The organism is Acinetobacter lwoffii, from assembly GCF_024129595.1.
Lineage (GTDB): Bacteria > Pseudomonadota > Gammaproteobacteria > Pseudomonadales > Moraxellaceae > Acinetobacter > Acinetobacter lwoffii_O.
In genome coordinates, this window is the sequence record NZ_JAMXXS010000001.1 from 245,635 (window position 1) to 263,181 (window position 17,547).

Below are 17,547 nucleotides of genomic sequence, written 5' to 3' on the forward strand. Positions count from 1 at the left end.
AACCTGAATCTCGGATAAGAAATTGACTTGAAAAATAAGAGGACTAGAGCCATCAGTTGAGTTACCACACCAAACTTAAAGCTCTCGTCCTGATGTTCAATAGTACTGAATTATTCTGCATAATTGATGATTTCTTTCTTAAATTTGAAGCAACTTATTGGACATTTCTCAAACAAAGTTGTCATGCTGTAAGAATTCGAACTGCCCCAACTGACTATCTCTGAAATTAGTTTTATCGCCATTTGGTATAAATGCTCTCATTTCAACAATTTCAAAGCATTTTTCACATGGTTAAAGGAAGATAAAAGCGCTTTATTTAATAGCTTACCCTGTTACCAACGGATGATTCACCTCATTAATATGCATCAGTTGACACTACATGCTTTACATGTAGCCTTAATGAAAGGTCAACGGAGCCAATATTTATGGGTTGATTCAACCACTTTACCTGTCTGTAAAAACCAACGGATTCAACGCCATAAATCATTATCTAAAATTGCTTCTCGTGGTAAAAGCTTAATGGGCTGGTTCTACGGCTGTAAATTACATGTTGTGATGAATCAACTTGGAGAAATAGTTTGTTCAGCATTATCCAATGGGCATGTGGCTGACATAAAAATGGTTGAGCATTTGGTTGAGGGCTTAGAAGCAAAGCTCTATGCAGATCGTGGTTATATCAGCCAAGAACTAAAAAGTAGATTGAAAGATCAAGGTATTGATTTAATTACTTATCATCGGAAGAATATGCAGGCTATTCAACTCTGTACATCAGATGAATATCACCTAAGGCAACGCAATAAAATAGAAACATTATTCAGCTTATTGAAAGGGCAATACAATTTGGTGACAAGTAAAGCTAGAAGTGTGGCAGGCTTTTTAAGTGGGACTTATGCATCGTTATGTGCATACCAACTCACTCATCAAAATAAGCTAACAATTCAAATTATGACGTCATTGGCTTAAACAGGATTCGGGTTATGTATAGTTTTTAGCGCATAAAGAGTGAATTATGTGACATCCATGTCACAAGATATCTATCAGATTTAAGGTATTTAATTTCTATAGATGTGAAGCTTAAACCTTCTGAATAAACAGTTCACGATCAAAACGGTACTGCGGGAAGAATACTCCATCTTCGGCACGTTCACCCGCACCAATTACCATGACCGGATACTGTTCATCATTTAATTTCAGAATTTCACGGACCATCGGCTCATCAAAACCTTCCATCATACAGCTGTCAAAACCATAGGCTCGCAAGGCTAAAACCAGATTTTCACAAGCAAGCGCCGTCGTTTTGGTTGCCCAGAGTTTCGCATCAGCCGGACTGAAAGCAGACACTGGCATTTGTTTATCCAGTGTACGGGCAACTTTGAAAGCCACTTTCTTAAAGTTACCAAAAGCATTCAGATAACCAGTCTTATAGTTGTAAGGAATATATTTATAGTATTTCTTAATCGCGGGCGGTGCTTCAGGAAATGGAAATTCATTCACATTACGTTTCGCCATTTCATCAATACGGTCGGTACGTGCGATACAGACAATTAGCTCAGAAGCTGTTTTGGCTGCCAGTTGACTCATACAGGCTTTGACCAGACGTTTTTTCTTGCCCGGATTTTGTACAACATAAAAAGTCCAAGGCTGCAAGTTCGATGAATTTGGTGCCAACAATGCCAGATCTAGACAGGCATCCAGAATTTCGACAGGAATTGGCTTTTTGGTAAATTTACGCACCGAACGTCGGCTTTCAATCACCTTACGAAAATTATCTATATCTATATCTTGAGGTGCAGGTTCGTAATAACGTTTCTTTTCTGGATTTGAACTATCTGTTGTTTGGGAAGAGGTTTGGGAGTTTTGATTTGGCATATTTCAGATTCTTGGAAAAATAAAAGATTGAGGCAGTCTAAACTACCTCATTGAACTCATAAGTTTGAAAATTAGTTGAATTGTGTGAAATCAGGTTTACGTTTTTGCATAAACGCTTGAACCGCTTCCAGCATTTCTGGCGAGCCTACACGCTGCATGAAAATTTCTGCTTCATGGTCAATCCATTCCACAATTTCATTCACATTGTGTTTCATCAAAGCTTTAGATTGCACCAGAGATGCTAATGGCAGGGCAGAGAGCTGGGCAGCTTGTGCTGCTGCTTTAGTGTAAACATCTTCTTCAATGCTATTCACCAGACCTGCGTCGAGTGCTTTTTCACTATTGAATTTTTGCGCAGTCAGCAATAATTCGGCGGCTTTATGATAACCCGCCTGCTGAATCAACAGCTTGCTTGAAGCGCCTTCAGGCGATAGACCCAGACTGACAAATGGAATCTGGAACAGAGCAGTATTGTCACTATAGACCAGATCACAATGCAATAAGATCGTCACACCAATACCGATTGCAACACCACGCACGGCTGCAATCAAAGGCTTGGAAAATTTTGCAGCAGACTTGAGTAAAATAAACGGCGGACCTTCAGCAGCGGGTGCCTGACCTTTCTTCGCGGCAGATTTCATAAAATCCTGCATGTCATTGCCCGCACTAAAGTCTGCATCCTGACCACGCAATACAACTACACGAACTTCAGGTGCCTGATCTGCTTCATCTAAAGCTTTCGCAATCCAGAGATAAAGCTCACTATATAACGCATTTTTCGCTTCCGGGCGATTGATGGCTAAAGTGAGTACACCATGTTCTAAATTCGCATTCAAATGCTCATGAGGTTGTTGAATACAGCTCAGTGTCATCGTACTATCCTTGCTTTAAAACTTAATTTGATTTTATGGGAATGATTATGTCGCATATTTATTGGGGCAGCACAACTCATGAGTCATAAAAAACTGATCCCTTATGAACTATACATTTGATTATCTGGTTTTCATTGGCCGTTTTCAGCCTTTTCATCTGGCACACATGCAAACTATTAATATTGCCCTGCAGCACAGTCAACATGTGATTTTGGCTCTCGGTTCTGCGCAAAATGAACGCAATATCAAGAATCCATTTTTGGCTTCGGAGCGTGAAGCCATGATCCTGTCAAATTTCAGTCCTGAAGATCAAGCTCGGATCAAATTCGTAGAAGTCATAGATGTTTATAATGATGAAAAATGGCAGAAACTAGTGAAATCGCTGGTGAATCAGGTCATTGAACCGGATGCCAAAGTTGGGCTGATTGGGCACTTTAAAGATGATTCTTCTTATTATTTAAAGTTTTTCCCAGAATGGGAAATGGTTGAACTTGACAGCCTGGAAGATGCCTTATCCGCCACGCCGATGCGTGAAGCTTATTATCGTGGCGAAATTCAACGAGATAAATTTCCACAAGGCACGATTGATTTTCTAGAAAATTTCCAACAAACCACGATCTATCAGCAACTCAGTGAAAAATTCGCCCAGAATGATAAAACCAATCTGCTTTAAAAGTATCAGGTTGTTATGGGTTGATTCATGGTCGTTTGAGCATGTTGTTTCAAACATTCCCCAAGGATTTCTAGACCAGGAGACTGTTCTTTCCAGTGATGCCAATACAAGGGCACTTCAATTCGCATCTCACTTGAAAGTTCAAGCAGTTCACCTGACTCCAGCAAATTCCTAGTTTGATAGTCCGGCAGCCAGCCATAGCCTAGACCCATGACAATCGCATCAAAAAATGCATGGGTCGATGGAATAAAAAAGTGAGGATATTGAGCAAGGTTCAGGCCAAATTCGTGCTGAATAAATTGGGTATGGAGTTGGTCTTTTTCATTAAAAATAATGGCAGGGGCAAGGCGTAGCGCATCCCGATGTACGCCTTGATGAAACCAGTTTCGGGAAAATTCAGGCGTAGCAACGAGACGGTATTGCATCTGTCCGATCAATTCTGCCCGGCAACCTTTCATTGCCTTGGCTTCAGTACTCAAACAGGCATTGACGAGACCTGCTTCTAACAGATGATGAGTCTGTGATTGATCATCCACCTGAAAATGCAACACAATTTTATGCTGGATCAGCTGGGCTTGTAAGGTTGGTAATAGCCAGGTCGCGAGCGAATCAGCATTGGTGGCAATATTCAGACAATAGAAACCTTCCTGTTGCAATTGTCCACCCAAATCCTGCATCAGATTCTGTTCTAGCAAACGTTGATGCTGTAAATAATGCAATAAGGTTTGTCCGGATTGAGTCACACGGCAAGGCCGATCTCTCACCAGAAGCAATTGTCCCAATTTTTTTTCCAGACTTTGAACACGAAGGGTCACTGCCGAGGCAGTAATATTTAGCTGCTCGGCAGCAAGATCGAAACTTCCCGTTTTTGCAACTGCGTAAAAAGCATCACATTGTTTTGCATTCAGCATATCTGTTATCTAAAAATAATTTAGTTAAATTGATATTAACTTAGTTTTAATTAATCGCACTCATTTTTTTGCATAATTCATTTATTCAAAAAAAGGGGAATGTGATGTTCAGTTATATGATGAGTGGTTTTGCTGTGGGAATGAGCCTGATTGTCAGTATCGGTGCACAGAATGCTTTTGTATTAAAGCAAGGTTTAAAACAGCAGCATGTGTTCTGGGTCTGTGTGATTTGTGCCTTGTCTGATTCCATTTTAATTCTGCTTGGCGTACTGGGCTTTGCGCGCGTTATTGAACATTATCCGGATATTGTTATATTTTCTAAATATATTGGCGCAGGATTCCTGTTTTATTATGGTTTACGCCATGCGATCAGCGCATTTAAATCAACAGAGGTTTTGGCACCAAGTGATCAGCTAATAGAGCATTTTCTACAAGTACTGATGATCTGCTTGGCTTTTACCTGGCTAAATCCGCATGTTTACTTAGACACAGTCATATTGATTGGATCAATTTCAACCCAATACGCCTTAGGAAAATGGTGGTTTGCTTTAGGTGCTATCTGTGCTTCCTGGTTTTTCTTCTTTAGTTTGGGATATGGGGCAAAGATACTGACGCCTTGGTTCCAACATCCAAAAGCATGGAAAATACTGGATGCTATTATTGCCTGTACTATGTGGGGCGTCGCAGTGTCATTAATCCTCAGTATTTGATTCAGGCTACGAAAGTCGATAAATCGGTTAAGAGTTGTCTAAGCGTTTTATTTTAGATAGTGATCGAGAATAGGCAGCGCAGAACACAACTCTTTTCAGTGCTGCAAGTATGGATATTTCAATCTATATTGAGCTTAAAATCAACGATCTGTCTTATATAAAAAATTTATAAAATCAGAATTTTATAAGATGACACCAGTCTCCTGCTAGCTTAGCAGGACCACTTATTAGAGAAAAATCAGCGCAAGTATTTTGTCCGTTAGTCATGAATGATTTTACAAAAACTTCAATAAACTGGTATAAAAATAACGAAAACCTGTTCGCTCAAAAAACAAGAAAATTTAGTTTCAGATTAAGCCGTGTACTTAAATCCGATCAATAAGAAATTAAACAAGGTGGATTTAAAATTGAAAACAATAATAAAAACTGGGCTCCTTAGCCTAGCGATCTGTTTAGCTTTGACCAGTTCGTCTTTTGCAAGATCATGGACCTTAACTCCCAAAAGTGATGTCGGTTTTGAGATTAAGTCGATGGGTCTTACTGTAGTTAAAGCCAAGTTCAATCAGGTTCAATCCACGATGCAGTTTGACGCTAAAGCACCGCAAAATGCCTCCACCCATCTGGTCATGGATGTTGAAAGTTTAAGCTTCAGTAAGCCGCTATTTAAACATATGATTTTGGGCGAAGACCTGTTTTATGTAGAAAAATATAAGACTGTAATTTTTAAAAGTATCCAGTTTAAAGACCTGGGTAATGGCAAATACAATGTTTTAGGTCATTTAACCCTGCGTGGTGTGACCAAGTCTGTGATTTTCGAAACAACCTTTAAACCCAGTATGTCGAATGCCAACCTGCTTGATGTTCAGGCATCTGCCGTGATTAACCGTAGGGATTTTGGTATGAAAAAAGGAATTGCCGGGGTAGGAGATAAAGTGAATCTTCATCTTTCGGGACAGTGCGAAATGAACTAGAGTAAATATAAAATACTTGATGATATGACATTTATTGTAAAAAAGCCCGAATATTTCGAGCTTTTGTCTATACGGTAAGCATGCAATTAAGCAGCTTGCAAAGCTTTTAAATCTTCCAGAACTTGTTCTGCGTGACCTGCTGCTTTGACCTTACGGTATTCTTTGACCAGTTGGCCGTTATAGAAAATAAAAGTTGAACGCTCAATGCCCATCACTTGTTTGCCATACATGTTCTTTTTTTTAATCACATCAAAATGATGACACAAAATTTCTTCTTTATCGCTGATCAGATTGATACTCAAATTCTGCTTTTCAGTAAAGTTCTGATGAGCTTTTACCGAATCACGGGATACGCCAAGAATTGTGGTGTTTAAAGCATCGAACTGATCTTTTAAACAGGAAAATCCGACTGCCTGAGTTGTGCAGCCCGGTGTAGAATCTTTAGGATAAAAATAAATCACCAGCCATTCTGTATTTAACTGGGTTAAATTGATTTCGCCTGTGGTCGCAGGAAAATTCTGGTCAAGCAAACTAATTTCAGACATAAAAACTCCTGTTTTCTCTAAATTTTTTCAAAAAAAATAAGCCACATTATAGTGGCTTATTTTATCAAAGAATAATCAGATATTATTTCTTTGGTGCCGCTTGGGCTGATTTCATTGCTTCTTCAGTCAAAGTTTTCAGTTTGCCTGTTAACTGTGGACCAAAGCATGCTTGAAGATCTTTATTCTGCTTCTGTACAAAAGCTAAAGTGCCTGGGCTTTTCTTCTGGTTAATGGTGCTTTGAATTTCCCATTTTTGTGCATTGGTTAATTTTCCATCTGCTTCAATAGCACAACCACAATATTTGCTGACTTCAGCAGCCGTCAATTTTTTACTTTTGCCAGTTTCATTTTTACAAACATTGATCAATGCAGATTTTACATTGGTGCTTTTATAAGCTTGTTGTAATTTGTCATCAGCCGCTTGAGCCGTAGTTGCGAACATAGCAGCAGCTGAAACAATTGCTGAAAGCACGATGCTTGATTTTAAATTCTTCATAAACTCTACCTTGTTATTACGGTATATAACGTGTCGGGTCTTCAACACCTGCGTCCGCAAAACCCTGTTTACGTAAACGACAACTGTCGCATTTGCCACAGGCACGTCCTTGGTCATCTGCTTGATAGCATGACACCGTTTGACTGTAGTCTACGCCATGTTCAATACCTAAGCGAATAATATTTGCTTTGGATAAATGTAACAAAGGTGTTTCAAATTTGAGCGCCTGACCCTCTACGCCAACCTTGGTCGCAAGGCGTGCCATGTTGGCAAATGCCTCGATAAATTCCGGACGGCAATCCGGATAACCGGAGTAATCAACTGCATTAATTCCGATAACAATCGCTTCAGCTTCGAACACTTCAGCTGCCGCGAGCGCATAAGACAGGAAGATGGTATTACGTGCCGGAACATAGGTAATCGGAATGCCAGCCTGTTCATGGTCGGGCACCTCAATACTATGATCGGTAAGGGCTGAGCCACCCAGATTACCCAGATCAATATTGATCACTCGATGTTCCACACCCGCACGTTGCGTTAAAGCCTTTGCTGCATCCAGCTCGGTGGTTGAACGCTGACCATATCGAAAACTGAGTGCGATACATTCATAGCGTGCCTGCGCCCAAGCCAGACATGTTGTTGAGTCTAATCCGCCAGATAACAGTACAATGGCACGAGGGCGCATAAGCTGATTCTCCAAAAAAATACTTTACAAAAAATTAACGACCAGTTTCATCATTCCATAACAACTTGTGCAGCTGTAACTGGAAACGAACAGGGAGATGGTCTTCTAAAATCCACTGAGCCAAATCACGTGCCAGTGGGGGTAAACAAACCGCACCTTTTTCGACCGCAAATGCAGGCGAAAACCAAACTGTACTCACTTTGTCTTGAAGTTGGTACTGTTCAAGCTGCTGTTTTGACCATTCATAATCTTCACGATTGCATATCACAAACTTGATTTGATCATGTGCAGTTAAATGATCGAGATTAGAAAGCAAATTTCGTGCAACTTCACCTGAAGTTGGTGTTTTTAAATCTAAAACTTTGGAAACACGTGAATCCACTTTGGACACATCTAAAGCGCCACTGGTTTCAAGTGAAACCTGACATCCTAAATCTGCAAGTCGCTGCATCAGGGGTAGGGCATTTGGTTGTGCCAGTGGTTCACCACCGGTCACACAGACATAAGGGGTTTTAAAATCTAGCGTGGTCTGGATAATATCGTCCAGAGACTGACGCTCACCGCCTTCAAAGGAATAGGTGGTATCACAATAGCTACAACGTAATGGACAACCGGTTAAACGGATAAATACCGTTGGCAGTCCTGCGGCATTGGCTTCACCTTGCAATGAATAGAAAATCTCCGTAATGCGTAAACCCGCAGACGGATCAGAGACAGGAATTGCGGAAGATCGAAGCGTATTCATAACAAAACTAACCAATGAGAAATAAATAACCGGGTATAAAAATAAAAATCCCTACGATTATTACTAATCGTAGAGACGAGGAGCAGTTGAAGCTCCGAGGAACACAAATGTGTCCTCTAAGTTAAGACATTTTAGTCTTCGCGTAATAGATCGTTCAGACTTGTTTTAGAACGAGTTTGTGCATCAACTTTTTTCACGATAATGGCAGCATACAAGCTATAAGTACCGCATTTAGATGGAAGGCTACCTGCAACAACGACAGAACCTGCTGGTACGCGACCATAATGAATTTCGCCAGTGGCACGGTCATAAATCTTGGTCGATTGACCAATGAATACGCCCATTGAAATCACAGAACCTTCTTCAACGATTACGCCTTCCACAATTTCAGAACGTGCACCGATAAAGCAGTTATCTTCAATAATGGTTGGATTCGCTTGAAGCGGTTCAAGCACACCACCAATACCTACACCACCTGACAAGTGAACATTTTTACCAATTTGCGCACATGAACCTACAGTTGCCCAAGTATCAACCATCGTGCCTTCATCTACATAAGCACCGATGTTGACATAAGAAGGCATCAAGATCACGCCTTTGGCTTGGAAAGAACCTTTACGTGCGACAGCAGGTGGTACGACGCGTACGCCAGCAGCCTTGAATTGTTCTTCAGTCCAGCCTGAGAATTTAGTCTCTACTTTGTCATAGAAACGAAGATCACAGGCTTCCATTGGTTTGTTGTCGTTTAATTTAAATGATAACAATACCGCTTTTTTAATCCATTGATGAACAACCCATTCACCATCGATTTTTTCAGCAACACGTAAAGTACCATTGTCTAGACCAGCAATTACTTCCTCAACTGCTTGACGGATTTCAGCAGAGCAATCTGCAGCTGTAAAATTCGCACGGTCTTCAAACGCTTGTTCAATGATTGTTGAAAGCTGCGACATGATCTTCCTTCCAGAAAAAATTTTTCTAGATTTTACACTATATTGCAGGAAAAATAGTTGAAAGCACTAAAAATAGATGAAAAATAACCAAAAGTGTAGAAAGCGTGAAATTATTAAAGTGATAAGTATACTTTTTCATTATGTTGAAATGTAGGAGAAGTGTTAGAAAACACTTGGTTCTCAACAAGAAAAATTAATTTGTATCAAAAAATAACAAAAGATGAGCAAAATGCGAATAAAAAATATTTTTTAAGTCCTTTATATTGAGCCTATCACGAATAACTAATGATCAAAATAAGTTCTTTTGAGGAGAGAAATAATGAAATCTTTACATAACATTTTAGCAGTATCGGTTTTAGCTTTAGCAGCGAGCTCTGCGATGGCTGCTGATGAAACAATCGTAACAGATGAAGGTGTGGCATCTTTTTCTTTCTTTAAACCCGCAGCTGTTCGTGCTGAAGTCGGTACTACCGGTTATGGTGGTGCACTTTCATGGAACGTGAACCCATATGTCGGCGTGACTTTAGGCTATAACGGTGGTGATATTTCCTGGTCTGATGACTTGTCAATCAATGGTTCTAAATATGACCTGGATATGGACAATAACCTGACCTATTTAAACGCTGAGATTCGTCCTTGGGCGAACTGGTTCTATATGGCGGCAGGTGTAGCATATATTGACAATGATTATAAAATTGATCGTCGAGTTGGTAATAATGAAACTTTTTCTGTAAATGGTATTGAATTCCGTGCTGATGGAGAGGCGCGTATTAATGGTGATCTATCATATAAAAACAATCTCGCACCTTATGTAGGGATTGGCTTCTCACCAGCCATTACCAACCGTTGGGGCGTATTCGGTGAGATTGGTGCCTATTATAATGGCAACCCAACAGTTAACTTAACTCCAAGTGGATCAGCTACTCCTAATACTCCAGGGGTTACTGCTGACTTTGCGCAACAAGTTGGTTTTGAGGAAGACAATATTCGTAACGATAATGAATACGAATGGCTACCAGTAGCGAAACTGGGTGTAAGCTTCCGCTTTTAAGCTTTAGCTGCATAAAAAAAACGAGCTTCGGCTCGTTTTTTTATGCATTGTAATGAGCATTTTAAAAGTGATAACCCAGTTTTAAGCCCACGATCCAGGCACTATTATCTGCAACAGCGGATAAACCTGCAATCTGTGGCGTAATAGGTTCGGATGAGGAAATTTCAGGTTTTTGAAACTTTAAATAATATAGTCCTGTAGCAATATCCCAGTGTTTTCGAAAATTCTGAAAATAGCCCAAACCCACCCCCCAATAACCATCACTCGGATTCAAGGTAGAAGCTGGATTTCCCGTACCAGAATCCCATAATAGTTCAATAAAATTAATACCAAAGGATGGCCATTGATGTGCCAGACCAATTTTGGCAGACCATTGATCCTCCCGATAATCAATCATCCTGAATGATTTTAATTCTGGGAATTCTAAGGCCGCATAGTCAATCACTGCACCGAATTTAGGCGGCTGAATGACAAAATTTTGCCAGTTCGACCAACGCAGTGTGCCATAGAGCGCATTTTGATCAGTTAAAGCTGTCTGAAAATCCAGATTTACTGACTGAGGAGTTTGAATTTCTGTATAAGGTGCTGGAGTTGTACCTACAACAATCGATTCAGTGGTTTTATTGTGATGAGTGATTGCAGAACGATAGGTCAGTGCGGTTCTAAAAAAATATTCTGGAATCTGATAACTAATTCCTGCAAGCCAGCCCCAAGCGGGATCTCGTTCAAATGTGGCCCTATAACCATTGAATATATAAAATGTCTGCCCGGATAAATATAAATTTCCCTCTAAGCTTTGATAACTTAGCCCTGTATAAAAATTCCAGTTATCGTCTGGTTGAAAGCCAATTAATGAGGTCAAATTATGGCTCTTAAACTGAATGGTAGCAGCCTCAATTGGAAGTGTTGCACCTGCAAAAACAGGATCATAATGATAAGCGATATCTATAGAATAAGGCTGATCGTAAATCAGTCCCCACGACATTTGAGGATTCAATTGGACTTTTAATGCGGCATTGGAAACCCATTCGCTATGGGTAAGATTTCCTGTAGAAAAATCAGTGATGCCTAATTGTTGCAGCTCTTCGGTATGTTGTACCTGACCGCTGATATCAGGGCGAACCCAGGCCAATGAAACTTCAGCATAATGATTTTTTCAAAAAACGATTGAATGCTTTGGTTAGATTGTTCAAACGCTGCTGCATAACCTGACCCGGAGAAAAACAAGCCCATGGAGAAAAGAGCAAATTTATGATTGATCATCTTGGTATAATTGAATTTATTATGCACGTGATTATGCTTGATATTTATATTCTTTATCCACTCAAAAAATAAAAAAGAGGCCATGTAGCCTCTTTGATTAAAAACTTAAAATAGTGCACTTTATTCGTCTGGATAGGCGACTTTTTTCAGTGCCTTAATATCTGCGTCTGGTGAGCAGAGAGAAATAAACTCATAACCATAACCGCGTAATAAATGACCTTTACGTACTGCAATCCAGGTGGTATTTACGCCGAAAATATCGGTTTTAATCTGCTTTAAGCGGTAATCACGCTCCGGGTCATAGGCCACATCGTTGACAATGCCGACACCCATATTCATTTCTACATAGGTCTTGATGACATCGGCATCAAGTGCGGACATCACAATATCCACATCAAAACCAGCTTCTTCAAAGGCGGTATCAATCTTGGAGCGACCGGTAAGACCACCGTGATAGGTAATAATCGGGTAGTGCGCCAGATCTTCGATCAGCACGTGTTCCTTACTTGCCAGTGGATGATTTTGGGGGGTAATAATACTGTGTTGCCAGTTATAGTAAGGCACGCTGGCCAGATTATCTTCAGTGGTGAGTGCTTCGGTCGCAATACCGATATCGGCTTGACCTTGCAGTAACATTTCCGTGATTTCAACCGGGCTGGCCTGTTGCAAAATCAAATGAACTTTAGGGAATTCTTTTTTGAATTGGCTGACAATTGGTGGCAACACATAACGCGCCTGGGTATGCGTCGTGGCAATGGTCAATGTGCCTTCATCGACTTTATTGAAATCATCGGCCAGACGTTTGATATTGTCGGCATCGACCAGCATGCGTTCCACAATGCCTAAAAGTGCCTGACCTGGTTCGGTTAAGCCCAGTAGACGTTTACCTTTACGGATAAATAACTGCACCCCCAGTTCATCTTCCAGATCTTTAATATGCTTACTTACCCCGGACTGTGAAGTATAAAGCGCAGCAGAAGCTTCAGTTAAATTAAAGTTTTGTCTAACCGTTTCTCGTATAATTCTTAATTGTTGGAAATTCATAATTCTCTTACCCTAGAAGAGGATGGGGCATTTTAAAGCCCCATCTTTTGATCTTAAGCGACCTGGTTTTCAAATAAATGCAAATTCACCGCACTTAACCAAACAGTTTGATTTGGGCGGAATTGATGCGCTCTCGCTTCATCAGGCGTCAGTAAAATTTCAATCAGATTGCCTTGACGGTCATTTAGCTCAGCAACTACTTTACCCGCGATCCATAATTCACGAATGAAGGTCGCCTGAATGGCATTGTCGTGTGGCTGTGCATGAATGCGTAGTTCATCTGGACGTGCGAATAAAATCACTTCACCTTGAGCGGCATTTTTTGCACCCTCGAATTGAATACGGTCTTCACCGAGCTGGATGATGCCTGCATTGTTTTGACCTTCAAAACGATTCGCCTGACCTAAGAAGTCGAATACAAATGGGGTTTTCGGTGTTTCATAGACTTCACGTGGTGAACCAATTTGTTCAACATTGCCCTTGTTCATCACCACGATTTGATCTGCAACTTCAAGCGCTTCTTCCTGATCGTGTGTTACGAAAATAGAAGTAATATGCAATTCGTCATGCAGGGTGCGTAACCAGCGACGCAGCTCCTTACGGACTTTGGCATCCAGTGCACCGAAAGGTTCATCCAGTAACAATACGCGCGGTTCAACTGCCAAAGCACGTGCCAAGGCAATACGCTGGCGCTGACCACCAGAAAGTTGAGCTGGATATCGGTCAGCCAGGAAACCAAGCTGAACCAAGTCGAGCAAACGAGTCACACGTTTCTTGATTTCTGCTTCCGATGGACGGGTTTTACGCGGACGAACACGCAAACCAAAGGCAATATTGTCAAATACCGTCATATGGCGGAATAGGGCATAGTGCTGGAATACAAAGCCAACTTCACGCTCACGCACATGTACATTGGTGGCATCCTGACCTTCTAAAATCACCTGACCGCCATCCGCAGATTCCAGACCGGCAATAATCCGTAGCAAAGTGGTTTTACCACAGCCGGATGGGCCAAGAAGTGCGACCAGTTGACCATCTGGGAAATCCAGCGAGATATTTTTAAGTGCATGGAATGCACCAAAGTGTTTTTCAATATTTTGTACTTGAATACTCATGTGGGCATTCCTTAAGAAACTGTTGAATCTTCATTACGTTTGTCTTGTTTTTCCTGGCGCAGTTCCACCCATGTTTTTAAAATCAGGGTCACAATTGCGAGGAGAGCCAGAAGCGAAGACACGGCAAACGCAGCACTAAAGGTATATTCGTTATAAAGAATTTCGACGTGTAGCGGCAAGGTATTGGTTTCACCACGGATATGGCCGGAAACCACCGACACCGCACCAAATTCACCCATGGCCCGCGCATTACACAGAATCACGCCATAGATCAGACCCCATTTGATATTGGGCAGGGTCACTTTCCAGAAAGTCTGCCAGCCAGATGCACCGAGTACAATCGCAGCTTCTTCTTCTTCGGTTCCTTGTGCTTCCATTAACGGAATTAGCTCACGCGCAACAAAAGGTACCGTAATAAAGATAGTCGCTAGGACAATCGCAGGCACTGCATAAAGGATCTTGATATCGTGATCCATCAGCCAAGAACCCATCCAGCCTTGGGTACCGAAAATCAGCACCAGCATCATACCCGCGATCACAGGTGAAACCGAGAAAGGGAGATCAATAATGGTGGTCAGGAATGATTTCCCCGGAAAGTTGAACTTCGCTACAGACCAGGCTGCCGCAACACCAAATACGACGTTGAGCGGTACTGCGATTGCAGCCGTCAGCAAGGTAAGTTTTACTGCCGACAGAGTATCCGGATGCACCAGCGCTTGGGTATAAACGCCAACCCCTTGTTTAAAGGCTTCAACAAAAACCAGAATCAAGGGCAGAATCAGGCAGCTTAAAAAGAAGATTAAGGCAATAGTGAGCAGCGTATAACGTACCCAAGTTGGCTCACGGGTTGCATCACGGGATTGCAACTTTTCAGCCAGCGCATTGCTGTTGGTATTTAAACTCATCGCGCAGTTCTCCCGGTACGACGGCTGGCCCATGCTTGTAATAAGTTAATCAGGAATAGCATCACGAAGGAAATCAGTAGCATGACGACAGCAATCGTGGTTGCACCGGCATAGTCATATTCTTCTAGGCGAGAAATAATCATTAGCGGTGCAATTTCCGTTTCAAAAGGCTGGTTACCAGCAATAAAGATCACTGAACCATATTCACCGACACCACGGGCAAAGGCTAAAGCGAAGCCAGTGATCAGCGCAGGCAGCAGAATTGGGAAAATCACTTTGGTCACAATCTGAAAACGGTTGGCACCCAATGCAGATGCAGCTTCTTCCAGTTCGGTTTCCAGATCGCTAAGGACTGGCTGAACCGTACGCACTACAAAAGGCAGACCAATAAAGATCAATGCCAGTGTAATACCAATCGGGGTATAAGCGACTTGAATGCCAATCGGTTCTAAATATTGACCAATCCAGCCGGTCGGTGCATATAAAGAGGTCAGGGCAATACCCGCAACTGCGGTTGGCAAAGCAAAAGGCAAATCTACCAGAGCATCGACAATACGTTTGCCCGGAAAGCTGTAACGTACCAGACACCACGCCAGTAACAGGCCAAACACTACATTGACCAGTGCAGCGACAATGGCCGCGGTGAAACTTAACTGCAATGATTTCAAGATACGTTCAGAGCTCAGGATTTCCCATAAGCCATCCCAGCCAATGCCCAGTGATTTAATAAAAACAGCTGACAGTGGGATCAAAACGATTAATGACAAATACGCTAGGGTAAAGCCTAGAGAAAGACCAAATCCTGGCAGCACTCGGGATCGCTGCGACATGATTACTCCTCAAAAGAGAGAATGCTGATTAAAAATAACCAGCGAAATTAGAAAATAAATTTGGCACAAGCATAGTTTGCAGCGACTAAAATGCAAATTTAAAATAATACTTGCTCTCATCAGCTTTGCTGATATGCGGCATAGGGTTTTCTGAAATCAAATAGTGTTCAATTTCAGGAAAAGGGCCAAAACCAGAAGCGACATTGACATGACCGACTGCGCCCAGATTAATCGGTTTAATTTTCCAGGCTTGGGCCAGTATGTGCGCATCTTCAAAACTTAACCAAGGATCATTTTCACTGATCAATAATGTGGTGGGCACCTGAAGCTTGAGCTGTTGAAAATAGGTGCTGTAGTCAGTCTGACTGTCGCGCGCAAAACCATTTCCCCCAAACCGTGCCGGATTAGCCGGTGCCACCAATAGCAGATTTTTTACTTTTGCATTGAGTTCTGGATGTCGGGCAAGGGCCGCAATACTGGTCAGACAGCCAAAGCTGTGCGCAACAATCTGAACCTTTGCTGGAATAGCTTGCAGGGTTTTGACAAATTCTGCCACCCAGATATCCAGTACCGGATGATTCCAGTCCTTTTGCTGCACACGGGAGCATCGCATCAGTCGGTGCTGCAAGTAGGTTTGCCAGTGGTTATATTCACTGCCACCTACACCAGGGACGATAAGCGTATGAATCATGTCGATGCTCCTATATCAATCAGCCTGAATGATTATTTCGTACTGTTGGCTTTAACGATCTGGTCAAATACACCACTATTTTCAAAGTGAGCCTTTTGTACTTTGTTCCAGCCGCCAAATTCCTGATCAATTGTCACCAGTTTTAGTGGTTTGAACACATGCTTATATTTTTTTAAAGCGGCTTCACTACGTGGACGATAATAATGTTTGCCTGCCAGGTCTTGACCCAATGGCGAATACAGGAAGTTTAAATAACCCTGAGCCAAGTATTTGTTGCCTTTTTTATCAGCATTTTTTTCTACAATCGCCACCGGTGACTCAGCCAGAATCGACAGAGAAGGGGTAATAATTTCAAATTTGCCCGGCTGTTCTCGAAGGGCTAAATGCGCTTCGTTTTCCCAAGCGAGTAAAACATCCCCAATGCCACGTTCAGCAAAAGTTGTGGTTGAACCACGTGCTCCGGAATCCAAGACTTTAGTATTTTTATAAATTTTACGGACAAATTCTTGCGCAGTCTTATCGTTGCCGCCTGCCTGATGTTTGGCCCAAGCCCAAGCCGCCAGATAATTCCAGCGTGCACCGCCTGATGTTTTCGGGTTTGGGGTAATGATTGCTACGCCCGGTTTGACCAGATCACCCCAGTCCTTAATCTCTTTCGGATTGCCTTTACGCACCAGGAACACGATGGTTGAAGTATAAGGCGTCGAGTTTTGCGGCAATTTCTTTTGCCAGTCCGCAGGTAACAGTTTAGCTTTTTCTGCCAGCACATCAATATCGGCCGCCAGTGCCAACGTGACTACATCAGCATCCAGACCATCAATCACGGCACGTGCCTGTTTGCCTGAACCGCCATGCGATTGCTTGAAATTGATTTTTTGACCGGTACGGCTTTCCCAATATTTGCCAAAATTCTTATTTACATCTTCATACAGTTCACGGGTCGGATCATAGGATACATTGAGAAAATCACGTGCTGCTGCACCAAATGAGGTTGCCGAGATAACAGCTGCTAAAACCCCAAGTTTTAATGTGTTTGAAATGCTCATCTGGACTGAATCTCTGATATGTTCTGTAACATAAGCGCAGAATAAACTTATTCTTTATGCATAAAAAATAATTAAAAATGAATTTTATATGAAAAAAAGAGATAAATAAGCTCTTAAGTGTTTGAAATAAGAATGGCCTTATGAATAAAGGCCATAATGAACTGCATTTAAA

The 17,547-nt window shown here is 41.7% G+C and carries 18 protein-coding genes and 2 pseudogenes; 5 read left to right on the top strand and 15 right to left on the bottom strand.

The genetic code is table 11. The features are described from left to right. Positions 1-92 precede the first annotated feature (92 nt). Positions 93-963: pseudogene (locus NI466_RS01185) on the top strand (IS982 family transposase). Between the two features lie 111 nt (positions 964-1,074). On the opposite strand, the gene NI466_RS01190 reads toward NI466_RS01185, so the two are convergent. Both NI466_RS01190 and NI466_RS01195 read right to left on the bottom strand, forming a co-directional pair. Then, the gene (locus tag NI466_RS01190; protein ID WP_253172449.1) at positions 1,075-1,869 is read right to left on the bottom strand and encodes a nitroreductase family protein; all 795 of its coding nucleotides are present in this window, start codon (positions 1,867-1,869) and stop codon (positions 1,075-1,077) included. A gap of 71 nt (positions 1,870-1,940) precedes the next feature. Further along, positions 1,941-2,741, bottom strand: a complete 801-nt coding sequence (locus tag NI466_RS01195; protein ID WP_253172450.1) for an enoyl-CoA hydratase-related protein — start codon at positions 2,739-2,741, stop codon at positions 1,941-1,943. 103 nt (positions 2,742-2,844) lie between these two features. On the opposite strand from NI466_RS01195, the gene NI466_RS01200 reads away from it, so the two are divergent. Beyond that, positions 2,845-3,414 carry a nicotinate-nicotinamide nucleotide adenylyltransferase gene (locus NI466_RS01200; RefSeq protein WP_253172451.1) on the top strand — a complete coding sequence of 190 codons (570 nt, stop codon included), beginning with the start codon at positions 2,845-2,847 and terminating at the stop codon, positions 3,412-3,414. A gap of 5 nt (positions 3,415-3,419) precedes the next feature. Here NI466_RS01200 and NI466_RS01205 read toward each other — a convergent pair whose 3' ends face one another. Beyond that, entirely contained in the window at positions 3,420-4,325 is a 906-nt protein-coding gene (locus tag NI466_RS01205) for a LysR family transcriptional regulator ArgP (protein WP_253172452.1), read from the bottom strand. Between the two features lie 104 nt (positions 4,326-4,429). Here NI466_RS01205 and NI466_RS01210 point away from each other — a divergent pair, with 104 nt between their 5' ends. Then, entirely contained in the window at positions 4,430-5,035 is a 606-nt protein-coding gene (locus tag NI466_RS01210; RefSeq protein WP_253172453.1) for a LysE/ArgO family amino acid transporter, read from the top strand. A 407-nt stretch (positions 5,036-5,442) separates the two neighbouring features. Next, positions 5,443-6,006 carry a YceI family protein gene (locus tag NI466_RS01215; RefSeq protein WP_253172454.1) on the top strand — a complete coding sequence of 188 codons (564 nt, stop codon included), beginning with the start codon at positions 5,443-5,445 and terminating at the stop codon, positions 6,004-6,006. A gap of 86 nt (positions 6,007-6,092) precedes the next feature. Here NI466_RS01215 and NI466_RS01220 read toward each other — a convergent pair whose 3' ends face one another. The 5 genes from NI466_RS01220 to dapD all read right to left on the bottom strand — a co-directional run bounded on the left by NI466_RS01220 (position 6,093) and on the right by dapD (position 9,430). Next, positions 6,093-6,551: a peroxiredoxin gene (locus NI466_RS01220; RefSeq protein WP_253172455.1), complete on the bottom strand. Its 459-nt coding sequence runs from the start codon at positions 6,549-6,551 to the stop codon at positions 6,093-6,095. An 82-nt stretch (positions 6,552-6,633) separates the two neighbouring features. Then, the gene (locus NI466_RS01225) at positions 6,634-7,047 is read right to left on the bottom strand and encodes a hypothetical protein (protein ID WP_005097581.1); all 414 of its coding nucleotides are present in this window, start codon (positions 7,045-7,047) and stop codon (positions 6,634-6,636) included. Between the two features lie 16 nt (positions 7,048-7,063). Further along, positions 7,064-7,732 carry a 7-cyano-7-deazaguanine synthase QueC gene (queC, locus tag NI466_RS01230; RefSeq protein ID WP_004731688.1) on the bottom strand — a complete coding sequence of 223 codons (669 nt, stop codon included), beginning with the start codon at positions 7,730-7,732 and terminating at the stop codon, positions 7,064-7,066. A gap of 34 nt (positions 7,733-7,766) precedes the next feature. After that, positions 7,767-8,477 carry a 7-carboxy-7-deazaguanine synthase QueE gene (queE, locus tag NI466_RS01235; RefSeq protein WP_253172456.1) on the bottom strand — a complete coding sequence of 237 codons (711 nt, stop codon included), beginning with the start codon at positions 8,475-8,477 and terminating at the stop codon, positions 7,767-7,769. Positions 8,478-8,608: 131 nt separating this feature from the next. Next, the gene (gene dapD, locus NI466_RS01240; protein ID WP_004645637.1) at positions 8,609-9,430 is read right to left on the bottom strand and encodes a 2,3,4,5-tetrahydropyridine-2,6-dicarboxylate N-succinyltransferase; all 822 of its coding nucleotides are present in this window, start codon (positions 9,428-9,430) and stop codon (positions 8,609-8,611) included. 319 nt (positions 9,431-9,749) lie between these two features. Between dapD and carO the strand changes: the two genes are divergently transcribed. After that, positions 9,750-10,481 (top strand): ornithine uptake porin CarO, encoded by a 732-nt coding sequence (gene carO / locus NI466_RS01245; RefSeq protein ID WP_253172457.1) that lies wholly within the window; start codon positions 9,750-9,752, stop codon positions 10,479-10,481. Positions 10,482-10,542: 61 nt separating this feature from the next. Here carO and NI466_RS01250 read toward each other — a convergent pair. From NI466_RS01250 to NI466_RS01280, 7 genes and pseudogenes are all read right to left on the bottom strand, one after another. Next, a pseudogene (locus NI466_RS01250) lies at positions 10,543-11,771 on the bottom strand (OmpP1/FadL family transporter). A 93-nt stretch (positions 11,772-11,864) separates the two neighbouring features. Beyond that, positions 11,865-12,788, bottom strand: a complete 924-nt coding sequence (locus tag NI466_RS01255; protein WP_253172458.1) for a CysB family HTH-type transcriptional regulator — start codon at positions 12,786-12,788, stop codon at positions 11,865-11,867. Between the two features lie 53 nt (positions 12,789-12,841). Further along, positions 12,842-13,903 (bottom strand): sulfate/molybdate ABC transporter ATP-binding protein, encoded by a 1,062-nt coding sequence (locus tag NI466_RS01260; protein WP_004645633.1) that lies wholly within the window; start codon positions 13,901-13,903, stop codon positions 12,842-12,844. An 11-nt stretch (positions 13,904-13,914) separates the two neighbouring features. Then, a complete protein-coding gene (gene cysW / locus NI466_RS01265; protein WP_004279077.1) occupies positions 13,915-14,808 on the bottom strand; it encodes a sulfate ABC transporter permease subunit CysW in 894 nt (297 codons plus the stop codon). Next, entirely contained in the window at positions 14,805-15,638 is an 834-nt protein-coding gene (cysT, locus tag NI466_RS01270; protein WP_004279076.1) for a sulfate ABC transporter permease subunit CysT, read from the bottom strand. Before cysT ends, cysW begins: the two co-directional genes overlap by 4 nt. Before the next feature lie 85 nt (positions 15,639-15,723). Beyond that, positions 15,724-16,329, bottom strand: a complete 606-nt coding sequence (locus tag NI466_RS01275) for an alpha/beta hydrolase (protein ID WP_253172459.1) — start codon at positions 16,327-16,329, stop codon at positions 15,724-15,726. 32 nt (positions 16,330-16,361) lie between these two features. Continuing rightward, positions 16,362-17,375, bottom strand: a complete 1,014-nt coding sequence (locus NI466_RS01280) for a sulfate ABC transporter substrate-binding protein (RefSeq protein ID WP_253172460.1) — start codon at positions 17,373-17,375, stop codon at positions 16,362-16,364. Positions 17,376-17,547: the final 172 nt, after the last annotated feature.